Origin of the sequence: Gloeothece verrucosa PCC 7822 (genome assembly GCF_000147335.1) — a bacterium.
Taxonomy (GTDB): domain Bacteria; phylum Cyanobacteriota; class Cyanobacteriia; order Cyanobacteriales; family Microcystaceae; genus Gloeothece; species Gloeothece verrucosa.
Map to the genome: position 1 here is coordinate 4,384,367 of NC_014501.1, position 21,629 is coordinate 4,405,995.

At 40.4% G+C, this 21,629-nt stretch carries 24 protein-coding genes; 7 read left to right on the plus strand and 17 right to left on the minus strand.

Annotated features, from left to right (window positions below; translation table 11 throughout):
- Positions 1-62 precede the first annotated feature (62 nt).
- Positions 63-548, plus strand: a complete 486-nt coding sequence (locus tag CYAN7822_RS19445) for a hypothetical protein (protein WP_013323961.1) — start codon at positions 63-65, stop codon at positions 546-548.
- A gap of 13 nt (positions 549-561) precedes the next feature.
- On the opposite strand, the gene CYAN7822_RS19450 is transcribed toward CYAN7822_RS19445, so the two are convergent.
- Together CYAN7822_RS19450 and modD are read right to left on the minus strand one after the other, a co-directional pair.
- Positions 562-1,209 (minus strand): DNA-3-methyladenine glycosylase family protein, encoded by a 648-nt coding sequence (locus CYAN7822_RS19450; RefSeq protein WP_013323962.1) that lies wholly within the window; start codon positions 1,207-1,209, stop codon positions 562-564.
- Positions 1,210-1,313: 104 nt separating this feature from the next.
- Complete coding sequence (modD, locus tag CYAN7822_RS19455) at positions 1,314-2,162, minus strand: ModD protein (RefSeq protein WP_013323963.1); 849 nt, start codon at positions 2,160-2,162, stop codon at positions 1,314-1,316.
- Between the two features lie 65 nt (positions 2,163-2,227).
- Here modD and xth point away from each other — a divergent pair, with 65 nt between their 5' ends.
- Positions 2,228-3,022, plus strand: coding sequence for an exodeoxyribonuclease III (xth, locus tag CYAN7822_RS19460; protein WP_013323964.1), 795 nt, complete (start codon positions 2,228-2,230; stop codon positions 3,020-3,022).
- Positions 3,023-3,047: 25 nt separating this feature from the next.
- Positions 3,048-4,322: a DNA cytosine methyltransferase gene (locus CYAN7822_RS19465; protein ID WP_013323965.1), complete on the plus strand. Its 1,275-nt coding sequence runs from the start codon at positions 3,048-3,050 to the stop codon at positions 4,320-4,322.
- A gap of 109 nt (positions 4,323-4,431) precedes the next feature.
- Here the strand turns inward: CYAN7822_RS19465 and CYAN7822_RS19470 are convergent, their stop codons facing one another.
- A complete protein-coding gene (locus CYAN7822_RS19470) occupies positions 4,432-4,926 on the minus strand; it encodes a hypothetical protein (protein WP_013323966.1) in 495 nt (164 codons plus the stop codon).
- Between the two features lie 259 nt (positions 4,927-5,185).
- Here CYAN7822_RS19470 and trxA point away from each other — a divergent pair, with 259 nt between their 5' ends.
- Both trxA and CYAN7822_RS19480 read left to right on the plus strand, forming a co-directional pair.
- A complete protein-coding gene (gene trxA / locus CYAN7822_RS19475) occupies positions 5,186-5,503 on the plus strand; it encodes a thioredoxin (protein ID WP_013323967.1) in 318 nt (105 codons plus the stop codon).
- A 7-nt stretch (positions 5,504-5,510) separates the two neighbouring features.
- Complete coding sequence (locus CYAN7822_RS19480) at positions 5,511-5,969, plus strand: VOC family protein (protein ID WP_013323968.1); 459 nt, start codon at positions 5,511-5,513, stop codon at positions 5,967-5,969.
- A 9-nt stretch (positions 5,970-5,978) separates the two neighbouring features.
- Here CYAN7822_RS19480 and CYAN7822_RS19485 read toward each other — a convergent pair whose 3' ends face one another.
- Positions 5,979-6,248, minus strand: a complete 270-nt coding sequence (locus CYAN7822_RS19485) for a hypothetical protein (RefSeq protein ID WP_013323969.1) — start codon at positions 6,246-6,248, stop codon at positions 5,979-5,981.
- 142 nt (positions 6,249-6,390) lie between these two features.
- Between CYAN7822_RS19485 and CYAN7822_RS19490 the strand changes: the two genes are divergently transcribed.
- Positions 6,391-7,458 carry an aromatic ring-hydroxylating dioxygenase subunit alpha gene (locus tag CYAN7822_RS19490; protein WP_013323970.1) on the plus strand — a complete coding sequence of 356 codons (1,068 nt, stop codon included), beginning with the start codon at positions 6,391-6,393 and terminating at the stop codon, positions 7,456-7,458.
- Positions 7,459-7,470: 12 nt separating this feature from the next.
- Here the strand turns inward: CYAN7822_RS19490 and CYAN7822_RS19495 are convergent, their stop codons facing one another.
- From CYAN7822_RS19495 to CYAN7822_RS19545, 11 genes are all read right to left on the minus strand, one after another.
- A complete protein-coding gene (locus tag CYAN7822_RS19495) occupies positions 7,471-8,430 on the minus strand; it encodes a PhoH family protein (protein WP_013323971.1) in 960 nt (319 codons plus the stop codon).
- 122 nt (positions 8,431-8,552) lie between these two features.
- Positions 8,553-8,906 (minus strand): 50S ribosomal protein L20, encoded by a 354-nt coding sequence (gene rplT, locus CYAN7822_RS19500; protein ID WP_013323972.1) that lies wholly within the window; start codon positions 8,904-8,906, stop codon positions 8,553-8,555.
- Positions 8,907-8,952: 46 nt separating this feature from the next.
- Positions 8,953-9,156, minus strand: a complete 204-nt coding sequence (gene rpmI / locus CYAN7822_RS19505) for a 50S ribosomal protein L35 (RefSeq protein WP_013323973.1) — start codon at positions 9,154-9,156, stop codon at positions 8,953-8,955.
- A 71-nt stretch (positions 9,157-9,227) separates the two neighbouring features.
- On the minus strand, positions 9,228-10,256 hold the full coding sequence (galE, locus tag CYAN7822_RS19510) for a UDP-glucose 4-epimerase GalE (protein ID WP_013323974.1): 1,029 nt from the start codon (positions 10,254-10,256) through the stop codon (positions 9,228-9,230).
- Between the two features lie 472 nt (positions 10,257-10,728).
- Positions 10,729-11,055: a CU044_2847 family protein gene (locus tag CYAN7822_RS19515; protein WP_013323976.1), complete on the minus strand. Its 327-nt coding sequence runs from the start codon at positions 11,053-11,055 to the stop codon at positions 10,729-10,731.
- Positions 11,056-11,208: 153 nt separating this feature from the next.
- Complete coding sequence (gene glmU, locus CYAN7822_RS19520) at positions 11,209-12,564, minus strand: bifunctional UDP-N-acetylglucosamine diphosphorylase/glucosamine-1-phosphate N-acetyltransferase GlmU (protein WP_013323977.1); 1,356 nt, start codon at positions 12,562-12,564, stop codon at positions 11,209-11,211.
- A gap of 127 nt (positions 12,565-12,691) precedes the next feature.
- Positions 12,692-13,678, minus strand: coding sequence for a response regulator (locus tag CYAN7822_RS19525; RefSeq protein ID WP_173362893.1), 987 nt, complete (start codon positions 13,676-13,678; stop codon positions 12,692-12,694).
- Between the two features lie 126 nt (positions 13,679-13,804).
- Complete coding sequence (locus CYAN7822_RS19530) at positions 13,805-14,728, minus strand: tRNA (5-methylaminomethyl-2-thiouridine)(34)-methyltransferase MnmD (protein ID WP_013323979.1); 924 nt, start codon at positions 14,726-14,728, stop codon at positions 13,805-13,807.
- A gap of 142 nt (positions 14,729-14,870) precedes the next feature.
- Entirely contained in the window at positions 14,871-15,605 is a 735-nt protein-coding gene (locus CYAN7822_RS19535; RefSeq protein WP_013323980.1) for a cyanoexosortase A system-associated protein, read from the minus strand.
- Positions 15,598-16,476, minus strand: a complete 879-nt coding sequence (gene crtA, locus CYAN7822_RS19540) for a cyanoexosortase A (protein ID WP_013323981.1) — start codon at positions 16,474-16,476, stop codon at positions 15,598-15,600. The genes CYAN7822_RS19535 and crtA overlap by 8 nt, the downstream gene beginning before the upstream one ends.
- A 240-nt stretch (positions 16,477-16,716) precedes the next feature.
- Positions 16,717-17,937, minus strand: coding sequence for a glycosyltransferase family 4 protein (locus CYAN7822_RS19545; protein WP_013323982.1), 1,221 nt, complete (start codon positions 17,935-17,937; stop codon positions 16,717-16,719).
- Positions 17,938-18,302: 365 nt separating this feature from the next.
- Here CYAN7822_RS19545 and CYAN7822_RS19550 point away from each other — a divergent pair, with 365 nt between their 5' ends.
- Positions 18,303-19,502, plus strand: coding sequence for a glycosyltransferase family 2 protein (locus CYAN7822_RS19550; protein WP_013323983.1), 1,200 nt, complete (start codon positions 18,303-18,305; stop codon positions 19,500-19,502).
- A 1-nt stretch (position 19,503) separates the two neighbouring features.
- Here CYAN7822_RS19550 and CYAN7822_RS19555 read toward each other — a convergent pair whose 3' ends face one another.
- Positions 19,504-20,508, minus strand: a complete 1,005-nt coding sequence (locus CYAN7822_RS19555; protein WP_013323984.1) for a glycosyltransferase family 2 protein — start codon at positions 20,506-20,508, stop codon at positions 19,504-19,506.
- Positions 20,509-20,765: 257 nt separating this feature from the next.
- Positions 20,766-21,485: a sugar transferase gene (locus tag CYAN7822_RS19560; protein ID WP_013323985.1), complete on the minus strand. Its 720-nt coding sequence runs from the start codon at positions 21,483-21,485 to the stop codon at positions 20,766-20,768.
- Positions 21,486-21,629 lie beyond the last annotated feature (144 nt).

Genomic DNA, 21,629 nt, shown 5'->3' on the forward strand with positions numbered 1-21,629 from the left:
TTAGGGATAAAACCGAGTTAAAATGAGAATTATTCTTTAGATAATTACATATTGCTTTAACGATGACATCCGATCAAGACAAAAACACTCCTGATGAGCTTCTTCAAGACATTTTAGCCGGACGGCAGTTTTCCCTCGCTGATGTAATTGGTAGAGAAGGAGGCGATTTTCTTAAGGGAGAATCACCCGTTCCGAAACTGTTGCAAGCTGTAACCGAAATTAATGTTTTTATTGCTCAAAATCTTGCTGATTCATCCGGAGCTTTACAAGCGATTTTACAAAATTGGGTTAAAGATGATCAAGCCGGAGTTAGCCGCCATTTAAACTGTCCTTTGCTGGCTTTGAGGGACCTTTTAGAAACAATTGTTAATAACCCACAATTACTCTATGAATTGGTTAAGCAAGTGGATTTCAAATGGGGTCAAATTTATGATGAGCGTCCTCATTTTCAGCTACCGGGACAACCCCCTCATCCCGAGGATGAATATACTCATGAATCCGTCAAAGAAAAACTGAACAATTTACTCGAGTTAGTCAAAGCTCAATAAGTTTTTTCCCTCTTCAAAATTGTATTTTTTCAATGGTATCTGACAAACTGCGCCATAAATACCAAGCCGCTATCGTTCTGTAAGGTTTCCATTTGTGGCCAATTGCTTCCACAATTTCTGGAGATGGCAACTCAGGAAGTTGATATAAATTCTTGATGGCCATTCGGATTCCTAAATCACCTGACGGCAAAATATCTAATCGCTGGAGACGAAAAATTAGTAACATTTGTACTGTCCAAGTCCCTATTCCTTTGATTTGAGTTAAGAGTTTAATAATGGTTTCATCTTCCATTGTTGCTAACTCAGACAGAGGCGGCAGGTACTCTTCTACTGCTCTAGCTAAATTTTTTAAGTAGCCGATTTTATAACGAGAAATGCCGATGCTCCGTAAATCTTCGTCAGATGTTTGTAAAAGATTTCTCGCGTTTAAAGGGGTTGACTCGTTATAAAGAGATAGAAATCGTTGATAAATTTTATTCGCTACTTCGGTAGATATTTGTTGAGCCATAATAGCCCAAGCTAGAGCCTCCAACAAGCTAGAATTCGATTTAAATTCTGCTAACTGATAATCTCCTATTTCCGATATAATTTGAGCCATAATTATATCTGCTTCTTGAAGATAATATAATGCCTGGTCGTAGTTGATCAGTGATTTAGTCATTGATATATTTGATTATATCTATTGCTGAAAATCGCCAAAAGTATCAATAATATCCTAGCACTCTTGAGAGAAGAAGATAAGGCTGTTTTTTCGCGGGTTATCCCCTAAAAATGAGATGAAATTTTAACTTGAATATCAGCCGGTTTGGCATAATAAGGAGCCGTTAAAACCAATCCGTCTACCCCTGTTGTGGCATATTCAGCAATATTAGCCTCATTAATTCCTCCTGCCGCTAAAATCATGAGTGTGGGATGAATGGATTTTAGCTTGGGTACGATGTCAGCCAGTTCTTCGGCTTTTAGTTTATCAAACTGAAGACCATCAATTTTTGCCTGGGCTAACGGCAACGCCTCAGATAGGGTTGTTACTTCGACTAAAATTTTCTTCTCTTTAACTTTACGTTTTAACTCAGTTAATTGTTTACATAATCCTTCAATTCCGCCTAAAAAAATCAGATGTTGCTCAAAAATTAAGATCGTCTCGGAAATTCCTAGGCGGTGAGGATAAGCACCACCAGCTAAAATCGCTTTAATGGCGATGGGTTTTGTGCCCGGAATCGATTTTCGGGTGGTATAAAGCATAATATCAGGGTTGACTTGTTGCGCTAGTTGCACTAATTGATGGGTTTTAGTGGCAATTCCGCAGGTATATTCGAGTAAATTCTGTGAACATTTCCAACCTAAATGTAAGCTGGCGGCACTTCCATTAGCGATCAAAAACGTTACTCCTTTTTCCGCTTGATACCCTGACGGTAATCTTAAAGATACCTCAGCACCCACTCGTTTGAGAAGATTGGCGGCTTCTTCGGTGCAACAGAGGGTTGTCTCGTGCCGAGTGGTATAGGTAATCGTAGCACTGAAATCGCCAATGCCTAACGCCTGCGTGGTTAAATCAAAGTAGGGGACATCTTCATTGAGCAGTTGCCAAAGATACTGATCGCTAATAATATTCATCCGAATTTTGTGCTATCGTTCGATATGTTCAATTATTCTATCCTTTAAACTTTTGCTTTTCAAGAATGAAAATCGCTACTTGGAATGTCAATTCTATTCGCATTCGTCAACAGCAAGTGAGCCACTGGTTACAAATGAATCCGGTTGATGTTCTTTGCTTACAAGAAACTAAAGTCATTGATGCCGATTTTCCTAAAATGCCTTTTGAAGAGTTGGGCTATCATCTCTATATTTCTGGACAACCTTCTTATAATGGTGTGGCTCTTTTGAGTCGTCAGCCGCTAGAAGATGTCCGCATAGGCTTTACTCAAGTTCTTGGGGTTGATGATGTTTTAGCCGCCACTTTTGACCAACAGAAACGAGTGATTAGCGGCATTTTTCATGACGTGCGAATTGTGAATCTTTATGTGCCTAATGGAGCGGATTTGTCAAGTGATAAATATGCCTATAAACTCCAGTGGTTAAAAATGCTACGAAACTATTTAACACTTTTCAAAGAAAATTATCCTCAAGAATTGTGTGTTTGTGGGGATTTTAATGTGGCTCCTGAAGATAAAGATATTCATAATCCGAAAGGCAAAGAAACTCATATTATGGCTACTCCTCAAGAAAGAAAAGCTTTGCAAGAAGTGTTAGAGATCGGCTTAAAAGATGCTTTTCGGAAATTTACAGCCGAAGGCGGCCATTATAGCTGGTGGGATTATCGTTCTGGCGGCTTTCAACGCAATCGAGGTTGGCGAATTGACCATCATTTTTTAACTCCTAAGCTGTATGAACAGGCGACCAGTTGTACAATAGATATAGAACCCAGAAAACAAGAAAAACCCAGCGATCATACTCCGGTTATTGTTGAATTTTAACTGGCTTTGTGGGGACAGTAAGAAAATGATCAGTGCAAAAAAGCGACGACCAATAGCCGTAGATTTATTTGCGGGTGCAGGGGGAATGTCCCTTGGATTTGAACAAGCTGGATTTGATGTATTAGCATCGGTAGAAATTGATCCGATTCATTGTGCAACTCATGAGTATAATTTTCCCTTTTCGACGATGATCTGTCGCAGTGTTACCGAAATAACCGCTAGAGAAATTAGAAATTTATCCCCTATTGGGACTCAAGATATTGATGTGGTTTTTGGTGGCCCACCTTGCCAAGGATTTTCTCTCATCGGCAAACGATTACTTGATGATCCTCGAAATGACCTGATTTACCATTTTCTGCGTTTAGTTTTAGAACTGAATCCTAAATATTTTATTTTAGAAAATGTGCCAGGAATGGCACTAGGAAAACATAAAAAACTGATTGAAGAAATTATTAACAAATTTCAAGAGAATAATTATAATGTAGAAGAAAATATCAAAATTTTAAATGCCGCTCATTACGGTGTACCTCAAAATCGTGAAAGGTTATTTTTGCTAGGAAGTCAAAAAGGATTAGTATTACCCCAATATCCGGAACCAATAACGGCACCTAACCCCTTTCAAAATCTCTCTAAAACGCCTACGGTTTGGGAAGCATTACAAGACTTACCCGAAGTTAATCATTATCCAGAATTAGAAACAAGAGATTGGGTAGCGGCTGAGTGGGGCAACCCGAGTGATTATGCCAGAAAACTGCGGGAAATGGCTCTAGAAAATGATTATTTATATCAACGTCAGTATGATATGAAGGTCTTAACTTCGAGTTTAAGAACAGAACATACAGCGAAATCTATCGAAAGATTTGCCATGACACCGCCAGGTAAAATAGAACCCATTAGCCGCTTTTATAAATTATCTCCTGACGGTTTATGTAATACCCTTCGTGCAGGTACACCGAGTAATCGAGGTGCTTATACCTCTCCTCGTCCGATTCATCCTTTTACCCCTCGCTGCATTACAGTTAGAGAAGCGGCTAGACTCCATTCTTATCCTGATTGGTTTAGATTTCATGTCACTAAATGGCATGGTTTCCGACAAATTGGTAATTCTGTCCCTCCTTTATTAGCTAAAGCCGTCGCACTAGAAATTATGAAAGTTCTTAGGAAAGAAATCAGTAAACCGAGTATAATTATTCCTCTAGGCGAAGAAAAATTACTCAGTTTTAATATGTCTAGTGCGGCTGAGTATTACGGGGTAGATCCTAAAGTTGTAGGAACAAGAACCAAGCCATTGAAAATTTAAAAATAAGACCCCACCCAAGTGCGGCGGAGTTTAAAATAAAGCCAAGTTCCTCTGTGCGCGAAAAGGAAATTTCCTGAAAGCTGGCGGCTGTTTTCTGGCTACCTAGTTATCATTGGCTTTTTTCACTAACTTTACCCATTTTACCAGGAAGATAAGGTTTAGGAAGGTCTCCATTTTCATAATAAAGAAGATGATCGGCTGCTAGGCGAAAAATATATTTATATCTTGTTGGTTCTTCCTGAGAAACCGTGCCTTCTAAACTTAAAATTTTTCCATCAAAACTCCATTTCCCCTGCCAATATTGCTCCAGGATAGTTCTTTCTTGTTCATAAACCCGATGTTTAGCCACATAAACCCCATTAGGACGAAATTCATAGCCATAATAGATAGTAAAATCCGGCGTTTCTTTATAGCCACGCCAATAGCCCACAATTAAAGCTTGAGTGGGATCAATTTCCCCCATTTCTGCTTTAGGTAAATGTTCTCTCTTGAGTTGTGGATCATAGTGAGTTATAGTTTTTTCTTTCGAGAGCAAGGGGTTAGCCCATAGGAGCAATAAAATTCCGTTTAGGGATAAAATCAACATTAACCAGATTGATGTCATATTACTAATCATTCTCAATAAAAAAAATTCTCAATTTAAGCAGTGTCAACTATAAATCAAATAGTCGTCAATGATTACTATTGCTCCCTTTGAGGAGTTAATAACCGCTATCTACCTCTTATCAAGGTTAATTGACAATTAAAAACTTGAATCAAGGTCAAATTAGCTATGATTAAAATAGTAGGCGGCTCACAACCTGTGCTATTATTATCTACTTAATGAGCCAAGGTTCGCAGTTGTTAGGTTAAATTAAAACATTATGACAGTCAAAAAACAATACAATAGCTTTCAAGAACTTCTCGAGTCTTCTGACCTACCCGTGTTAGTAGACTTTAACGCTACCTGGTGTGGTCCTTGTAAAATGATGGGGCCAGTTTTAGATCAGGTAAGTGCTTTTTTGAAAAATAGACTTCTCATTGTTAAAATTGACACAGATAAGTATCCTGGGTTAGCGTCCCGATATCATATTCATAGCTTACCCACTTTGATCTTATTTAAAAATGGTCAACCCGTAGAACGAATGGAAGGAATTTTACAGGCAAAACCTTTAATCCAACATTTACAAACTTTTTTATAATCGAGACATGAGCGAGCAAAATTTGAACTCTCTGGCTTTAGGAACTCTACGTCAAGTGCATCATATTGCCTTCAATGTCAAAGATATGAAGGCTTCTAAGCATTTTTATGGAAAAATTCTCGGACTACACGAATTAACCGGCGAAGAAATCCCTAAAACCCTACTTCAGCTAGTCGCTGAGGGAAAAGTAGCAAATTTTGTCACACCGGATGGAACGGTGATAGATTTATTTTGGGAACCCGATTTGTTACCGCCTAACCCGGACCCTAAACAGGCCTTTACTCGTGCTAATCATTTAGCCTTTGATATCGATCCTGAATTATTTGAGCAAGCGGTAGAAGTTTTAAAATGCAATGAAGTAAAAATTGATCATGGTCCTGTCACTCGTCCTACAGGAAGAGGGATTTATTTTTATGATCCAGATGGATTTTTATTAGAGATTCGTTGTGATCCCATCGAAACGTAAAATAAAATTTTACGGACGAGAATTGATTTCAATTTGTGTAAGTATAGTAAGCACGCCAATCCATCCCTGAATAAAAACATAAAGAAACAAACTGCCAAATAGGCTCATAATGATGAGAAAAATACCCATGACTTCAGAAATTAATAAAACCCCACTCAAAGCCATAAAACCACTCATAATTAAACCCAAGAGTTGCAGCGTTTCTAATTTATGAATTGTTCTATTGATCTTCATGTGTACTAGATGATGATTAAAATATTTAGATTCAGCGGTTGACATATTCAAATCCTCTAAGGGAATAAAAGAGGTTTATTTGCTTGTGAATCTATTATCCGCAATTTTACTGAGTTAAGTGGTGCGAGAAATTACTTAGAAGCGATGATATAGATCACTGAAGTTGATTAATTAACAGAGAAAACCCTTGAATTCTAACTCTAGTCCTATCATTCCTGAAAATACTGATGTTCGCACCTGCCCCATCAACCCTAATCACTGGTATGCTGTTGCCCGTAGTTGCGAAGTTAAGAGGCTTCCTTACAGTATTATCCTCTGGCATCAGGCGATTGTTCTCTATCGAGATCAAAAAGGTATCATTCACGCGCTAGAAGATCGCTGTCCCCATAGACAGGTTAAACTCAGTCATGGATCTGTTAGCGGCAATGACTTAGAATGCGCTTATCATGGCTGGCGTTTTAATCGAGAGGGAAAATGTACTTTTGTTCCCTATCTCGCTGAGCATCAAAAGTTACCTTCCTGTCAAATTCGTTCTTATCCCGTCCTTGAGTTAGATGGGTTTATCTGGTTGTTTCCTGGAGATGAGCAAGCGTTAAAGCAAAAATCTTTACAACCGATGGGAGTCCCTGAATGGGATCACCTTAACTATATCGCAACGGTTTCTGTTATTAATTGTCCGGGACATTATTCTTTTTTAATCGAAAACTTAATGGATATGTATCATGGACATTTACATAATAATTATCAGGCTTGGGCCGCCGCCAAATTACAAAATCTATCAGTTGAGCAAAACCGAATAGATGCTTATTATGAAGCTCAAAGCTATTATCGTATTGATAAAATTTGGTCAATTTCTCAGCTATTTTTCCCGGCTTTGCGCCGCCTTCATCCGGAACCTTTAACCGTTAGTTATATTTATCCTCATTGGCAATCTACTCTCGGACAAGATTTTAAAATTTACTGTCTTTTTTGTCCTGTTCACTCCACTTATACTCGAGCTTATTTAATTCATTTTACTTCCCTGGAAGCTTTTTGGCGTTTACATAAATTACCGATCAAGTTTCGCCGCTTCCTGAAAAATAGCTTGTTTGGTTCCGCCCAAAAAATCCTTGATGGTTTAGTCGCTCAAGATGTAGAAATGATTGCCCAAGAACAAGCGGCTTACCTAGAAAACTCCAGCCGGAAAACTTATGAATTAAATCCCACCATTGCCCAAGTGCAAAAATTCATTAGAGAGCAAGCGCTCTGCACATAAACCTTTTCTATTTTAATTCTTTTCAAATTTCTCGTAAGCTTCGACAATTTTTTGAATCAAAGGATGACGTACCACATCAGCTTGAGATAATTGACAAAAAGCAATTCCTTCCACAGATTGTAAGATTTTTCTCGCTACCACTAACCCCGACGTTTGATGCTCTGGTAAATCAATTTGGGTAATATCTCCAGTCACTACCATTCGAGAACCAAAACCTAAGCGAGTTAATACCATTTTTAATTGAGCGGCTGTAGTATTTTGGGCTTCATCAACGATAATAAACGCATTACTTAAAGTTCGTCCCCGCATATAAGCTAAAGGAGCTACTTCGATTTTTCCTCGCTCCATTAAATCCGGAATTTTAGCCGGCTCAATAAATTCATAAAGCGCATCGTAAAGAGGGCGCAAAAAAGGATTAACTTTCTGTTGTAAATCTCCTGGTAAAAACCCGAGTTTTTCGCCGGCTTCTACTGCCGGACGGGTTAAAATTAAACGTTCTACGTCATCATTCAGTAACGCTTGTACCGCTAAAACTGCGGCTAAAAAAGTTTTGCCGGTTCCTGCCGGACCCACACAAAAAGTGATATCGTGAGTTTGAATGGCCTTAATATATTGACGTTGACGAAAAGTTTTAGCCCGAATTAATTCACCTCGTCGAGTTCGAGCCAGCACCGCTTGCTGTAAGTCTTGATATTCCTCAGTTTGTCCGGTATCAAGCGCATGAAAAGCCGTCATAATATCGGCCGTTTCAATGGTTTTCGCCTCTTGCCAATAGGGTTTAAGGGAACGCACCACAGACAAAGCGCGTTCCACTGATTTTTCTTGTCCGTAAACCCGTAACTCTTGACCCCGTAATACCAAATTAGCTCCCGTGCGACGGCTGATAAATTTGAGGTTTTCCTCTTCTTTACCCACTAAAGCGATCACACTTTCTAGATTTGGGAGTTCTATGGTTTGAGTAGTTTCTGTCATCAGTTATTAGTCATCAGTTATTAGTCATCAGTCATCAGTCATCAGTCATTAGTCATTAGTCAGAGCGTCTTCTCCCTGTTCCTATTGCCTATTGCAAGAATGCCTGTTTCCTGTTAACTGTTTTACTGTGCTTGACTAGCGACTTCTACTACTTTAGCAAAGGCTTGAGGGTCTAGGACAGCTAACTGAGCTAACATTTTTCGGTTGAGTTGAATGTTGGCTTTTTTGAGTTGTCCAGTGAGTTTACTATAACTCATGCCGTTCTGACGAGCAGAAGCGTTAATTCTGGTAATCCAAAGACGACGAAAATCGCGCTTGCGTTTGCGACGATCACGGTAAGCGTTCCGCAGGGCTTTCATTACCTGCTGATTGGCTGTGCGGAAAAGCTTTGAGTGAGAACCTCTAAAGCCTTTAGCTAATTTCAGCACTTTTTTGCGACGTTTACGAGCAACGTTACCTCGTTTTACTCTTGTCATAAATTTCCCTCTAGAATTTTTTTTAGGTCAGCTTTCTTTTTTCAAGTTACAGATAAGGCAGCATCAGGCGCACTTCTTTGGTGTCTGCCTCACTGACTAAAGAGATTTCAGACAAACGGCGACGCTTACGTTCTGAACTTTTGTGCTGTAATAAGTGGTTTTTGTAGGCTTTGCGACGAAAGATCTTTTTCCCGCTACCTGTGGCGCGGAATCTTTTAGCCGCCGCCTTGCGGGTTTTCAGTTTCGGCATGGACTCTTATCAAATTCGACACAATTGACTATCATACCACGCTAGAGCTACCTTTTACAAGACTAAAATGGCTAGGGAGTCAAGAGTTTCGCCGTTAATTTTTCTCCATGTCTGTGCTGATGCCAATTCCAAGCATGAGCAATAATATTTTTTAGCTCGTAATATTGGGGTTTCCAGCCTAAAACGGTTTTCGCTTTGGCACTACTGCCGACTAAAACCGGTGGATCACCGGCACGGCGTTCACATTCTACTACTTTAATGGGTTTGCCGGTAACGACCCGGGCGGTTTCGATCACTTCTTTGACAGAGAACCCATTGCCATTGCCCAAATTAAAAGCGTTACTTTCTCCGCCTTCAAGGAGATATTCTAAACCTAAGACATGAGCATCGGCTAAATCCACCACATGAATGTAATCTCGAATACAAGTGCCATCCGGGGTAGGATAATCTGTCCCAAACACCGAAATACTCTCTCTTTGTCCGAGGGCGGCTAAGAGAATTAGGGGAATCAGATGAGTTTCTGGTTGATGGTCTTCTCCGAGTTGTCCACTAGGGTCTGCCCCTGCGGCATTAAAATAGCGGAAACAGACAGACTTTAACCCGTAAGCGTGATCAAAATCGGCCAAAATTTTCTCCACCATTAACTTCGTGTGACCATAGGGGTTAATGGGATTTTGGGGATGATCTTCTGTCAGGGGCATAAATTGAGGAACCCCATAAGTCGCACAGGTAGAAGAAAAGACGATTTTTTTGACATTAGCCGCTACCATTGCCTCTAATAAGGTGAGGGTTCCCACTACGTTATTGCGGTAATACATCGCAGGGTTAGTCACTGACTCACCGACAAAAATGTAAGCGGCAAAGTGCATCACCGCAGCAATGGAGTAGCGTTTAAATAGGTCATCGAGTAAAGCGCGATCGCTAATGTCTCCTTGTATTAATTCTACTTGTAAAACTTTTTCTACTAGGTCACGATGTCCATAGACTAGGTTATCGAGAATGATGACACTATAGCCGGCTTTTTGTAAAGCTTGTACGGCATGAGAGCCTATATAGCCGGCTCCGCCTGTTACTAATATCGTTGGTTTAAGTTCACTCACAATCTTTTCAGTTAACCGATCAGCATGATTTGTTTAGAATTTAACATATCATCATCTACATCAGTAACTTGTTTTGGCTATAAAGTTTCGGTTGAGCCGCGCCCCGACCTGATGCTCATTTGGCAATCGCGCTTGACTCAAAAAAGAATCCCTGAAAAATCCAGTCTGGCTTGTTTTTGGGGAGCAACCCCAACTCACTGCTGCTGAAATTTTTGGAGTTATATGATAATATTAGCGAAATATGGCTTTATTACTTGGTAGAGCCTGATCAAGCCAAGGAAATCATTATTCTGAACGTATATTTGGTTACATTCCAGGAACAGAAATATTTTATAAATCAATCAAGTAAATCAGACAAGATATTAAAGTTAAAGTGGGACTAACAAAAAAGCTAGTCCCTTCATCATTTCTTTTGCCTTGAAATCTAATTCTAACCGCACAGGGTTTTAATTTTTCATCGTTCATTAATTGCTTAATTTTCCCACTCTAAAGTAATTTTTAGATTAGTTCTACTACAACTTTTGACTAATAAAGTCGTAAGTTTTCCTGAGTTTACTCCAATTTCTAACCCAAATTCTACAGTGGCTTTTTTCGGCTTAATCTTGTTAAAGCTGGTGGTCATAGAAGTAGCTATCGCTTCTATAGCATCGGTGACTTCACTAAAATCAAATTCATCCACTATATTTACATCTACTTCCTCATTTAGAGGCGTTGCTTCCACCATAATCGTCACTTCATCAGTTATTTTTACCGACACCACCTCTCTATAACCGAGTATCTCATCATTATCACTAAGCATTTTTCCTCTTATCTTTTTCCCTGAACAATTAAAAATTAACAATGTACCCTTATGATCATGAGACATTTTTCCTGAGAAATTGAGCGATCAAGTCTTAAATATCATCATCAACCCGAATTTTTTGCGAATTTAATCGATGAATGAGTTATAAGTCTAATCATCGGTTTTCAGCCGCCAACCCTGTACATTTTTCTGACGTTCTCTAGCAATGGCTAAGGCATCATTGGGAACATCTTTATTAATCACAGAGCCTGCCGCTATGGTAACATTTTCTCCTACGGTAATTGGTGCTACCAATACACTATTAGCCCCGGTTTTTGTCCCATTACCAATATAAGTGGGATGTTTTTTCACTCCATCATAATTTGCCGTGATGGTTCCCGCACCCACATTAACACGCTCTCCTAATGTAGCATCCCCCAAGTAGGACAAATGAGCCACATTACTCTTTTCTCCCACTGTACTCTTTTTAATCTCAACAAAATTGCCAATGCGGCAAGAGGATTCAATTTTAGCCTCACCCCGTAAATGAGCATAAGGCCCAATGCGACACCCTGATGCTACCTGAGAATCCGTAATCACAGAATATAAAACCGTGACATTTTCCCCAATCTGACTATTTTCAATCATACTCCCTGGTCCGATGCGGCTACCCGTTCCGATTACGGTTTGACCTCTTAAATGGGTTTGGGGTTCAATAATCACATCCGGCTGTATTTCCACCGTGTCATCAATGGTAATACTATCAGGGTCAATCAGCGTTACACCAGCACGCATCCAATGGTCTTTTATTCTGGTTTGTAAAACATCGTAAGCTGTGGCTAATTGCTTACGGTCATTAATGCCGCTAATTTCTAAATAATCTTCTACATCGATGGCCATCACCGGCTCAAGATAATGAACCACATCGGTTAAATAATATTCTTGTTGGTCGTTATCGGCTTTCAATTCTGGCAATATTTTCGCTAATTTTTGCCAATTAAAACAATAAATTCCCGCGTTTACCCGTTTATTTTGCCGTTGAGCATCGCTACAATCTCTATCCTCTACAATTTGCGTCACCAAATTATGACCATCACAGAATACCCGGCCATAACCTTTAGGGTTCGGTAAATGGGCCGTTAAGAGGGTAGCCGCATTTTGATGAGATTTGTGAAACTCGAGAAGGTTTTGCAGGGTTTCAGGACGGAGTAAGGGGACATCTCCATTTAGCACCAATAGATCGCCGTGAAAATCTTCTAGATGAGGAATCAGTTGTATAATAGCGTGACCGGTGCCTAACTGTTCTTTTTGCTCAACAAATTCGATGCCACCATCATGTTGTAGAGTTTGTCTAACTTGTTGAGCTTGATATCCGATAATCACTAAACGTCTTTGGGGTTTAATCAACTCACAACTTGATAGCACACGTTCTACTAGAGAACGTCCACCCAAAGGATGTAAAACCTTGGGGAGATTAGATTTCATGCGAGTACCTCGTCCCGCCGCTAGAATTGCTACCGCTACCATTGTTTTAATATTCCTCTAAGTTCTCGAACAGGAGTATATCGCGTCTTGCTCTCCTTTGAGTTAAAAATCTTGAGAAGTTAAAAAGTAGGCAGTAGGGCTTGCTGGCGATGGCCCTTTGGGTTTATCCTCAATTGTTAATTACTGGCTCCCGAATGTAGATAAAGTTCGTAAAGTGATGAACCAGTTCAGGATTACGCCATCCTTTTGCCGCTTCTTCTGTGATAATCTCTATAGCTTCCCGAGGCGTATAGATTTTTTTATGGGGACGCTCACTGGTTAAAGCGACATAAATATCTAAAATTTGGAAAATTTGAGCTAACCAGGGAATTTCATCGGCCACTAACCCATCTGGATAACCGCTTCCATCCCAACGTTCATGATGATGGCGAATGATTGGCAATACCCCGCGACGGTTTGGGAGAGGTTGACAAATTTCTTCGCCAATGAGGACGTGTTGCTGAATAATTTCTCTTTCTTCTGGGGTTAGCTCGCCTTTTTTGAGCATAATTTCATCAGGAATGCTAACTGTCCCAATATCGTGAAGATAGGCAGCATAGCGCAAATTTTGCAGCGCCGAGAAGGACAGTTGCAGGTATTGTCCAAAAGAATTGGCTAATGTGGCCAGTCTAGCGCAAGAATTGCCATTATTTGGATAGCGATTTTCGATGGCTCGAGCAATAGCAAATAAAACCTGTTCAATTTGATCTAAACCTTCATAAAGTCGCTTTTGTTCGATGAGCGATTTCACTCGACTCGAGAGTAGAGAGCGTTCTATGGGTTTGGTCAGAACATCATCTCCCCCCACTTGGGCGCAACGGCGACGTAATTGATGATCCTCGGCTACAGTCATAAATATAATCGGGATTGCACTGGTGCGCTCATCTTGTTTTAGGCACTGACACACCTCAAATCCTTCCATTCCCGGCATCATTACGTCTAATAAAATTAAATCTGGCCGTTTTTTTAAAACATTATCTACAATATTAAAGTTTTCCTCGGTTTCTATCACTTCATATCCATCTAAAGAGAGAAGGTCTTTAACGGCCATGCGGCTATGGGTATGATCATCAATAATCAAAATTTTAGCCGGCTCACAATTAACGATTGCATTCATTGCAGAAATATTAATTTGGGTAAGTTTATTAATTGGGAGAAGAAGATCGCTTACTCTCATGATAGTCTAATCAGATTTAATTATGTTTAATTTGTCAAGTTTTACCAACAGTTATTTCACCTAAATTTAACTTTTTTGAGAGTTGGCCTCAGCCGGGTTCAAGTCGCGATTTTCTTCTCTTTGCCAGCGTTTCTTCCAATGACTACTCGGTTCTAGTAAGCTGGTTTGTTGTAAATGGGCGCGGCGCGAACAGATAACTGCACCCGGATCGCATAATTGAGGGTCTCGATAGGGAATCGCCGCTCGAGTTTGTAAATGTTCTTGTTCTTTTCTAGAGAGAGGATATGCTTCAAGGCGGCTCAAACTGGCTAGAGTTCCTGGTGCCAGGCGGCCTACTCCTTGAGTTGAGCCAATGTTTAATCCGGCTAAAATTAACGCACTACGTACCGCCGCCGCGCAAGAGTATGTGGCTAATCTTCCTTGAGGGCTTAAACATTTGCTCACCTTGGCCAAAAATTCCACTGTCCACAGTTGGGGACATTTAGTCGGAGAAAAAGGATCTAAAAAAATCCCATCGGCTTGAAAGCGGGATTCTTCCACTTGCTGAATGGTGCTTCTAGCATCTCCTATCAATAACTGAGCCGAAAATTGAGGGGTTTTTACCTGGTGAGTTTCGGCCAGGGTGGTTAATAATTCGGGAATGGGAGTTTTCCAGTCTTTTAGCAGTTGATGAGCGATGGCCTCAGAGGGAACATTGGCATCCAGTTCTAAAGCGATTAGCTCTACATGGCAATAGGGATTAACGCTCCAGATGGCTGAAAGAGCCGCCGCCGTATTATATCCTAAACCATAGCAAATGTCGAGTAATTTCAGAGTATCGCCCTGGGATGCTTTTTGAGTGATTTGGCAGGGTTCAATATACTTCTTTTGAGCTTCTTGTTTAGCTCCCGAGCAAGAATGAAAGGCTTCATCAAACTCTTGGGAAAAAAAAGTGTAAGAACCATCTGCCGTGAGTTGGGGGAAAAAATGAGGGGACGGTATTGCCGTCATTAGAGTCTTTCGGGGTGTAATCCTACTTAATTTAAACCGCGCCTCTTCGCCAAAGCCCTAGTCCTGAGCTTGTCAAGAGCAGAAGGGTCTGTGAAAGGGCCGTGTCTTCATTCATATTTTAGCTAAGATTGCTCTCAACGCTTTAAAATGATGGGAATTTTCCTTTCCACCACTGTTGCCAGTCCACAAAAGCTTTTTCTAACTTTTGGTGTTCATCTGCTAAATCTTTTTCTAAAAGTAGTTTATAAGGATCATAATCAGTGATGGGAACCGACATAATTGTCCACAAACAGCGTGCATCCAACAAATCTTGTTGTCCAATGACCCATAAAAAGGTGCGTTGTAGCCCCCACCCATGAGTATAACGATTATTAGTAAACTGTGTTTCTGTTGCTGTGGTTTCTCCTTTGGGGTTCACACAAGCACTTAGATAAGCTTTATTTTCATGCTCAAACAGTCCATAATAACCGACATTTTTTATATGTTTAGTTTGCAGTTGGATTGATGCTACTTCCATATTTCGATAAATAATAATATAACGATTAATGTTTCCTACATATTCGACATAACGGCCTTCCACTTCTAAACTATCTTTGTTATTAGCATATTTATAAAGGTGACCCGGAGCTTCTCCTGTGCCGAATCGACTACTTTCAACTTTATTGAGTTTGGTTGTTTCCTGGAGTTTCCAACCTGACAGGGGCACTGTATCTGGAAAAACGAGATCTTTATGTAACGATTTTTTTTCTTGAGCCGGTGAAAGAATTAATTGTAAAAATACGCCGAAAAAACCTATTAAACTTAAGCTGAGTAAAGCAATGCGAATTTTTGACCATCCCGGCGGGTTCAAGGATAAGTTATGTATTTTATTAATCATGTTTTTGTTCTCCCTGTAAGACTTCTTTTAATACGGTTTCTGACTTGTTTTCAGCACTGCTTGGACGAATATAGAAAAACCAGCAAAATAACCCAAAAATAAACACTGAAATTAAAGCAAAAACAAAGCTTCCATCTTCTCCATGCCAATACTTAAAGCCTTCTTGATCGCCCTCAGCTACCAATAAAGCTAAAATACAAATCCGTAAAGAGTTAATAAAAAATCCCAGGGTGGGAGCCAAAATTAAACAGATAATTTTATCTTTATTTTTTTGCGGGAAAAGCAGTAAAAAAAGCACGGCAGTAACAAACATTAAAATCGTTATTTCTAGCCCTGCACAGGCTTCTAATACTTCTACTTTCCCGGTTGGCAAAGTAATAATAACCCCTTCTTGGTGAACATCAAACCCGGCTAACCACAGGTTGAAACTAGCCACCTTGGCAGTTAGTAAAGGTAAATCGATTACCTTTAAAATTGCCGTAAATAGGGGATAGAAAGCTAATAAACTTAAAATAAATATTTCTTTCCAGTATTGATGTAATTGTTTAACGCCTGAAGCCATTAAGCACAAGGCCAGACCAGACAGAAAAGGAGCAACTCCAAAATGATAGCCAGCCGGCGATAAACTTCTTGCTAACACTATAGCTAACAAAATTATGCCTAGTAAAGAGGAAAAAATCCCGCTTTCTAATTTCAAGTCTTCTCGTTTATCCCAAAGTAAGGAAGCGATGGATAACCAGAGTAAAATACTCAGACTGAGTAAATTTTGCTCTCCGCTCCGGTCAAGCAAGGTTAGATGTAATGCCACTACAGCAGCAGCCAGTCCCAGTAACCAATAGTTAGGCTTTTGTAGTTGTTTAAGCCAATCCATAGTTATTACTCCTAAAAGTTCTGGTTACTACTTTAGCAGTTTCTTGAGCTTTTGGAGAGCTTTTTTTATCTTTAAGACCAAGGCCAGCGAGTGGCTCTAATTTTTCAAAAACCGAGTGAAGACAAATGTAATCTATAGACAAATAATGTTCAATAAAAAATTGACCTTAACTTATACAGGAAGTTATACAGGATTCGCTTAATGAGTTAACAGCGATTACTATTAACAGTTAACAACTCCTTATTCTTTCTGGGAAGCAAACAATTGAGCTAATTTTTCAGCCTCCAACAGAATATTATGCTGAAGGGCTACTCGCTCTGCCCCTCTTTTGCCCATCTGCTCTAGTTCACTAACCGGGCACTGCAAAACCGTCCGCATACTAGCGGCTAAGGCTTCCACCGAGCCAGCAGGCACTAACCATCCTGATTGCCCTGGTTCAATTAATTCAGGGATGCCGGCAATATAGGTACTAATCACAGGACGGCCTAGAGCTAGACTTTCCATAATGACCACAGGTAATCCTTCGGCAAAACTCGGCAACACCATAGCCCGAGCGGCTAAAATTTGTTGCTGTACTTGTGCCTGGGTTGCCCACCCCGTAATTTCTATGGTGTCCTGGAGTCCCCGATTAGTGATGAGGGTTTCAATCTCTTCTCTCATGGCTCCGTCACCCACTAAAACGAGTTTTAAAGTAAATCCTTCAGCAACCAATTGACTGACTGCTTCTACCAGCAATAATTGTCCTTTCTGTTCACTGAGGCGACCGACGCAGACAAAACGAGGCTCATCAGGAATGGGTTGCCAGGGTTGGGACAAAAATGTTTTGTCGAGTCCGCAACGGATGACATGAATTTTCGACCATTGACTGTACTCACACCACCGGTACAGTTGACTGCGACCAAATAAACTAACGGCAATGACAAAACTGGCCTGTTGGATTTTTTCAGGTAGTCCCATACCGCGAACATTATCAAATTCTTCGGGTCCATGAACCGTAAAACTATAGGGCGGTCCTCCCAAAGTGTTGCATAACAGGACAACAGTCGTCGGCTGGGTGCCGAAGTGGGAGTGAACATGAGAAATATCTAAACGAGAAAACCACTCTAATAAAACACAGGCTTCGGCTAAGTAAATAATATGTCGCACTATCCCATTACCGCTAAGCCAACCTGCCGCCAGCCAACCGAGCTTTAACGCTAATAAAAGTGCCTCAAACCAACGCTTAGGGCGGGTCAAAGCTACCCTCAATAAAGCACTTAAAAGCCCGACTGCGCCGGATTTTAAAATAACATTGGTTTTTTTGAGTTCACAGAGGTCTAGTTCATCGACAATTTTGTCGCTACAGTCTCGATGGGAAAAGCGCGTGATGGAAAGGTTTAGCTCTTCGAGAGCCAGAATTTCCCGGCGGATAAAGCTATGGCTAACAGTGGGATACTGATTGACAATATAAGCAATATTCATTCTTGGTCTTTTAAAACGCTAAGGGTGATCGCCGAGCCGACAAAGTTGCTCACTTTTGGCAATATAGCTTACTTCGCCTAATATTTAACGATATTTTTGTTCTTTGTCAAGCCTAAAATTAGCGATTTTTTTTTTCTTGCAGTTTGACGCAATTTTAAGCTATATTTTTAAAGAGATTACCCAAATATTTTAGGTCAAAATTATTCGGTTGAAAATTTGACAAAGCCTACCCATAAATAGGAGTTTCGCTGGGTGAAAAAAGCTATTAAAACCCTGTTTGAATCTCTGGATTGAGTGGGATCACTAAAGAGCCAAAGCCTGAGCAAGTGCCAATTAAATAATTTAGTTAAGTCTTCTTGATGTAAATGAAGCTTTTTATTGAAGTTATTACCTATACTCTGGCTATCGTGCTTTTAATTCCCAGCCTAGTTTTATTTGTGGAATGCACTATAGCGATACTACTCCCTGCCCCGCTCATCGACAAAATTGAAACCACTCCTGCGGCAAAAATAGGGGTTTTAGTGCCTGCTCATAATGAAGCATTGGTCATTGCTACCACCTTAGCTTCTCTCATCAATCAAGTTAGCTCTCCTGAATCGATTGTTGTTATTGCCGATAATTGTACTGATGAGACAGCCGCTATTGCTGCCCAATTTGGCGTTAAGGTAATTGAGAGAATTGAACCTGAACAACGAGGTAAAGGATATGCTCTAGATTTTGGTTTACGTTATTTAGCGTTAAATCCTCCTGATGTGGTGGTGATTATAGATGCGGACTGTCAAGTCACTGAGGGCAGCATTGAACAATTGGTCAGTATGGCATTAAAAGAACAAAAGCCTATTCAAGCCACTTATGTGATGGAAAAACCTGCGGTTTCGCAACCAAAAGACATTGTTTCGGCTCTGGCTTTTATTGTCAAAAACCAAGTGAGGACGACGGGATTAGCTGGTATGGGATTACCCTGTCTATTGGCCGGAACCGGTATGGCATTCCCTTGGTTTGTCATCAATAAAGTTCAATGGGCTAGTGGGAATTTAGTCGAAGATATGCAGCTAGGGATTGATTTAGCACTGGCCGGTTATGCCCCTAGATTTTGTCGCAGCGCAAAAGTGATCGGCATTCTTCCCCAACAGCAAAAAGCGGCAACAACCCAGAGAACTCGTTGGGAACATGGTCATGTTCAAACCCTACTGACTCAGGTTCCGCAGTTAGGGATGGCAGCCTTGGCTCAACGGCGTTTTGAATTATTGGCTCTAGCTTTAGAAATTGGTGTCCCTCCTCTTTCTTTATTAGTCATGCTTTGGGGTTTAGGGTTAATCATTGCCATCGGTGCCGGCCTTTTCCTAGGGATTTGGCTGCCTCTTGGGATTTTATCCCTAGCTGGCTTGATGATTTTCACAGCGATCCTAGGAGGTTGGTTTAAATTTGCGAGTAAAGAACTTCCTGGAACAGCTTTATTAGGTATTCCAGGATATTTACTCTGGAAAATTCCGCTTTACGTGGCTTTATTGCTGAAACCTGAGAAAAAATGGGTCAAAACGGAACGGGAATCCCTCAACAGTTAAGCTAATTGGGGGAAAGCTTATATTCAATCAAGGGATTTTGCTTACCCCGAAACTGATTCAACCAAAATTGGATTTGCCCCTGTAGCTGAGGAAATTTGCCAATGACACAAAATAGGGCATAGACAAAAGCCTCTTGAAAACTTAATCCCCGTTTTAATTGACTTTGGATAATTCGGTAAGTCAGTAACAGATAAGCCACCAATAAAATTAAACTCCAGCCCTGAGAGAAGGGGGCTAGACTCAAAGATAATAACGGAATAATTAACCCCCACAGCCAAATACGGCGGCTTTCTTTGAGCCAATGGCACTCAGGGGGTTTTCCGTGTAAATAAGCCCCTTGTGCGTAAGCATAACCACTACGAATAGTGCGCTTCCACCACTGATGAAAATGCAGCATTTGTGCATCATGAAGCGTCATTTCTGCATCAATACGCCAAATTTTCCAGCCCTGTTGGCGGAGACGAACACACAGTTCGGGTTCTTCACCGGCAATGAGTTGAGCATTGTAGCCCCCAACCTGTTTTAAAGCTGATACTCGCATCATGGCATCTCCACCACAATACTTAGACTCTCCTACAGGGGTATCCCATTCGAGGTCACACAAGCGATTATAAACAGATTTTTCGGGAAATTGTTCGCGACGACGACCACAGACCACCGCGATTTCAGGATGAGCGAGTAATTGTTGATAGGCAACGTTGAGCCAAGTTGGCACCACTTCGCAGTCTCCATCAACAAACTGCACAAACTTAATGTTAGGATTAAGCAATAGCAAACGTTCCAAGCCGGTATTTCTAGCTCGGGCGGCGGTAAAGGGGATCGACAAATCCAGATTGACCACATCTATAGACAATGAACGTGCGATGTCTTGACTATGATCGGTGGAGCCGGAATCTACATAGACGATTTGACTGGAAAAATCCATTAGCGATAAGAAACATCGACGTAACCGTTCTCCTTCATTACGTCCAATGGCTACAATGCCAACATCTGAATTTAAATTCATAAAATCAACTAAAATTTGAGTTGGTAGCAATACATCGTCAGGATGAGCCGCTAGTCTTTTAGGAACTTATGGGTAGCGAAACTTACCGATTCAACGATCTTAGCATTAAAATCTACCTAGGTGAAATCTCAATAAGAGCTTTATTAAAAGCAAAATGGGTAAAACCGTCTCCAAGTTAGTGTACTAATGAAAAGAAAATTAGATTTTTAGGGACTGTATTTAACTATCTATAGTTTTTGAGAGATAGAACTCATTAATTAGCAAGCACCGGTTCTGTTGAAGACCACTTGAACCGTTTTGGCGATCAACTGTAAATCATAGAAGATTGACCATTTAAGTTGATAGTGAATATCCATTTGCACGATATCTTCAAAGTCTTTGACGGTTGATCGGCCGTTAGCTTGCCATTCTCCGGTAATTCCGGGTTTAACTTTTAAGCGTTCCCAATGATGGGGTTCGTAGTTTTTGACTTCATCAGGAGTGGGGGGTCGAGTTCCCACTAAACTCATATCCCCGACTAAAACATTCCAAAATTGAGGAAATTCATCTAAACTGGTTCGACGTAAAAAGGCTCCTACGCGAGTGATTCTAGGATCATTTTCATTTTTAAAAATATGTCCATTAGCTTCGTTTTCAATCAGATGTTTCATTTGGTCAGCGCCGACAATCATCGAGCGGAATTTCCAAATCCGGAAAGGACGACCATTGACACCACAACGAATTTGATGATAAAGCAATGGACCTGGATCATATATTGCCATCGCTATAGCCACTGGAATAGCAATTATTATCGTTAGTCCTAGACCGAACAAAGCCCCAAGCACATCGATAGCGCGTTTAATTTTACAACTTACCGAAGGATGTAGGGGGGCTGAAGGATTTTGGTATATACTATTAAATTGCCCTTGTTGGTATAAAGGTTGTACAAAAGGGCTATTAACTGGTTCAGAACAAGACACTTTAGAATAAGCCGTCATTACCTAAAGTTTTTATAACTTATGTTTGCTTACAATTACGATGATACAGGACTGATGTTGGAGCTTAGGTCATCGTAAATGTTAGTCTTTGTATAACTTATGTATATTTTCGGATTTTTAAAATTAAAGGATAGAAACTCTAGA